Origin of the sequence: Candidatus Sulfotelmatobacter sp. (assembly GCA_035498555.1) — a bacterium.
Classification (GTDB): Bacteria; Eisenbacteria; RBG-16-71-46; order RBG-16-71-46; family RBG-16-71-46; genus DATKAB01.
In genome coordinates, this window is record DATKAB010000059.1 from 1 (window position 1) to 3651 (window position 3651).

Consider the following 3651-nt stretch of genomic DNA (forward strand, 5'->3'; position numbering starts at 1 on the left):
CGACCCGCTCGACGGTCGCCAGCCCCTCGCCCACCGCACGGTCCACCACCGGCAGGAACGCCTCGACCTTTTCGCGCGTGTCCACGATCTCGACCACGATCGGCAGGTCCTCCGACAACCGCAGGATCTTGGCGGTGTGCAGCCGGCTGTGCGCGCCGAATCCTTCGATGCCGCGCAGCACCGTGGCGCCGGCGAGCCCGCTCGAGCGCGCCTGCAGCACCAGCCATTCATAGAGGGGCTTGCCCTCGTGCTTGTCGCTTTCGCCGATGAAAATGCGAAGCAGGCAGCCTTCTTCGGGGAGCGTCATGTTCGCCTCCTCAGATCAACCGCGCGAGCGCGTCGCCCGCCCACACCGCCGAGAGCCCCAGCGTCACCTGCAGCGCGACCGAAAGTACCGCGGTCGTGATCTGCCCGTCGCGCAGGAGCTGAAAGGATTCGTAGCCGAAGGTCGAAAACGTGGTGTATCCGCCGAGCACGCCGATGAAGAGAAACGCGCGCGTGGTGCCCGCGAACACGCCGCGAGTCTCAGCGATGCCGGCCAGGAACCCGATCACCAGGCAGCCGGTCACGTTGATCACCAGCGTCTCGATCGGGAACGACCAGCCGCTCTTCAACCGTGCGAGCCATCCGCCGAGTCCATAGCGCAGGGCCGAGCCGACGAATCCACCGATCCCCACCCAGAGCAGTTTTTCCAACCCGGGATCCTCCGCGCAGAAAGAAGAACTCCTGACGTCACGAAAAAAGAAAAACTCCCACCATTTCGGTAGGAGTCATCAGCCCGGTCTGGGCGGTTTCCGGCGAACTCCATCGCCTTCTGCTGCGGGGAGAAGCCTAGCAGGTCGCGGGCGGCGCCGAAACCCGGCACCGGGTCAGCGCGAGGAGCGGCTCGCCGCGGCGACCGCAACCGGCTCGCTCGCGCTCTCGGCGGCGTGCGCGATCACCCGCGCCAGCTCGTCGGGACGATCAAGCATCACGAAGTGGCCGCAACCCGCGATCCTCACCGGATTCAGCTTGGGAATGCGCTGAAGACCAAGATCCTTCGCGTTGTCGGCCCAGGTCTCGTCGTTCGGCCAAGTGCGATCCGAGAACACCGCCGTGGTGGGAACCTTGAGGGCCGACACCTGCTGGCTGAGATCGGTGTTGAGCGCGAGATGGATCCACGCCTTCATGACCGCGGGATCGACCGTGGCCGCCTCCGCGGCGAGCGCCGCGCCCTGCGCGGAGTCGCGGCCGAACGCCATGTAGGCGCTGCGCACCAGACCGTCGTAGTTGCCCTCGAGCTGCACCTGCATCGCGCGCCGTTCGAGATCGTTCATGGCCGGCATCAGCGCGGTCTCGACCAGCACCAGCGAGCGGACCTGCTCGGGATGATCGAGCGCCACCTGGGCCGCCACCAGTCCGCCCAGCGAATGTCCGACCAGCGTGACCGGCCCCGCGCCCTCGCGCGCGATCGCGGCTTCGAGCGACGAGGCCGCGCGCTCGAGCGTGAGCGGCTCGTTCAGCGCGGTCTCGCCGTGGCCGGGAAGCTCGGCGAGCACGACACGATAGTCGGGCGCGAGAATTCGCGCGGTGGGCAGCCAGTGCTCGATGCGACTGCCGAGGCCGTGCACCAGCACCACGGTCGGCCCGTGGCCGAGCGTGTAGCTGGCGCTGGCCGCGGGCGGACGCGAGCTCTTCGCCGAGTGCATCAGCAGCACCACCAGCATCGCCATCACGATGCCGCTGAGCAGAGTGGTTTCCGGGCTTCGGGAGCGCATGGGAGGGGTCACCGATCGGTTATCGGCGATGCGGGACGCAGGCTTCAGTGCGGCCTGCAATCGTTTTCAGCGGGTCGTGCCGAATGCGCCAATCCCGCTCCGGGCCGCGTCCAGAGCGGGCGGGGAGCCCCTCCGGCCGAATGTCGTTCAGCCGGCCGAACGTGACAGCGGCAGCAGCAGTGTGGGACAGTTTCGGGGTTCCGCGCCGCAGGCGAGCGCCCGAACCCGGGAGACTCTCATGATCCAGTCCATCACCGTGCACGCGACCACCCATCCTCGGCCGCACGCGCCGGAGTCGGAGCTTGGCTTCGGTCGCATCTTCACCGACCACATGTTCGTGATGGAGCACGCGAAGGATCGAGGCTGGCACAGTCCGCGGATCGAACCCTACGGCGCGATCACGCTGGACCCGGCCGCGGCGGTGTTCCACTACGGGCAGGCGATGTTCGAGGGTTTCAAGGCGTTTGGCACCGCGGACGGACGCGTGCTGCTATTCCGGCCCGACCGTCACTGTCACCGCATGTCGGAAGGTGCGAAGCGGCTGTGCATGCCGTCGGTGGATCCGGGCTTCATGCAGCACGCCATCACCGAGCTGGTGAAGCGCGACCGCAACTGGGTGCCGTCGTCGCCGGGTACCTCGCTCTACATCCGCCCGACGCTGATCGCGATCGAGCCGTTCCTGGGTGTGCGCCCGTCCGATCGCTACCTGTTCTTCGTGATCCTGTCGCCGGTCGGGGCCTACTACGCCGAAGGCCTGGCGCCGGTGAAGATCTGGGTCGAACGCGACTTCGTGCGCGCCGCGCACGGCGGACTCGGCGCGGTCAAGGCCGGCGCCAACTACGCGGCCAGCCTGCTGGCGGCCGACGAGGCCAAGAAGCGCGGCTACTCGCAGGTGTTGTGGCTCGACGCGATCGAGCATCGCTACCTGGAAGAGGTCGGCGTGATGAACCTGTTCGTGCTGCTCGGCGACGAGCTGGTGACGCCGGCGCTCGAGGGCAGCATCCTGTCGGGCGTGACGCGCGACAGCGTGATCACGCTGGCGCGCGAATGGGGCATGAAGGTGAGCGAGCGGCGCGTCGGACTCGACGAGCTGCTCGACGCGCACAAGAAGGGCGCGCTCCGCGAGGTGTTCGGCTGCGGCACCGCCTCGGTGATCTCGCCGGTCGGCGAGCTGGCCTGGGACGGCACCCGGCTCGGCATCAACGAGGGCAAGATCGGCCCGGTCGCGCAGAAGCTCTACGACACGATCTCCCAGATCCAGCGCGGGGTGCTGCCGGATCGCCATGGCTGGGTCGTGGATATCGGCTAGAAGCTTCGGCAGGAACTCGAAGGGCGCGAGTCGAAGGACCCGCGCCCTTTCGCTTGCTCTCGGGCGCGGCTACTTCTTCGCCATCGGCTGCCGGCTCAGCACGTCCTGCGCGAAGCTCGAGATCGCGGCGGCCAGCGAATCCGGCTGATCGGCCATGATCAGGTAGCCGCTGTTGGCGATGCGCATCGACTTCACCTGCGCCGCGCCATCCCATCCGCGGAACTTCGCGACCGACGCCCACGACGCCGTGTCGGCCCACGCGCGCGACGAGCCGATGTACATCGTCGGCACGGTGAGCGCGCGCGCCACGCCCGACTCGTCCACATCGAGCAGGTGCCGCACGTAGGTCTTGATGACACCCGCGGGGACCAGCGAGGCCTTGGAGTAGATCTCGATGCCCTGCGCCGAGTCGCGGCCCATCGCGTTGAACACCGTCTTCAGGAACGTGTCGTAGTTCTCGTCCACGAACTGGAAGAACGCGGGCTTCTGTTGATCGGGCACCGGGAGCGGCGAGCGCATGCTGGCGTCGATCGCCACCAGGCCGCGCATCCGCTCGGGATGCGCCTTGGCTTCGAGCACCGCGAT

5 protein-coding genes and 1 riboswitch are annotated in these 3651 nt (G+C 67.9%); of the genes, 1 reads left to right on the forward strand and 4 read right to left on the reverse strand.

The genetic code is table 11. The features are described from left to right. The 3 genes from VMJ70_05455 to VMJ70_05465 form a co-directional block, all read right to left on the reverse strand. Positions 1-307: DUF190 domain-containing protein (locus tag VMJ70_05455; protein HTO90558.1), on the reverse strand; the 307-nt coding region annotated here is incomplete at its 3' end. Positions 308-317: 10 nt separating this feature from the next. After that, complete coding sequence (gene crcB, locus VMJ70_05460) at positions 318-695, reverse strand: fluoride efflux transporter CrcB (protein HTO90559.1); 378 nt, start codon at positions 693-695, stop codon at positions 318-320. A gap of 62 nt (positions 696-757) precedes the next feature. Next, a riboswitch (Fluoride riboswitch) is annotated at positions 758-821 on the reverse strand. 48 nt (positions 822-869) lie between these two features. Then, the gene (locus VMJ70_05465) at positions 870-1757 is read right to left on the reverse strand and encodes an alpha/beta hydrolase (GenBank protein HTO90560.1); all 888 of its coding nucleotides are present in this window, start codon (positions 1755-1757) and stop codon (positions 870-872) included. 238 nt (positions 1758-1995) lie between these two features. Between VMJ70_05465 and VMJ70_05470 the strand changes: the two genes are divergently transcribed. Next, complete coding sequence (locus tag VMJ70_05470) at positions 1996-3066, forward strand: branched-chain amino acid aminotransferase (protein ID HTO90561.1); 1071 nt, start codon at positions 1996-1998, stop codon at positions 3064-3066. 69 nt (positions 3067-3135) lie between these two features. Here the strand turns inward: VMJ70_05470 and VMJ70_05475 are convergent. After that, a partial coding sequence (locus VMJ70_05475; protein ID HTO90562.1) for an alpha/beta hydrolase occupies positions 3136-3651 on the reverse strand: 516 nt, incomplete at its 5' end.

What these genes read in the sequence shown, in the direction of transcription:
- VMJ70_05465 (HTO90560.1), bottom strand. Translation starts at nt 1,757, where the DNA reads ATGCGCTCCCGAAGCCCGGAAACCACTCTGCTCAGCGGCATCGTGATG.
- VMJ70_05470 (HTO90561.1), top strand. Translation starts at nt 1,996, where the DNA reads ATGATCCAGTCCATCACCGTGCACGCGACCACCCATCCTCGGCCGCAC.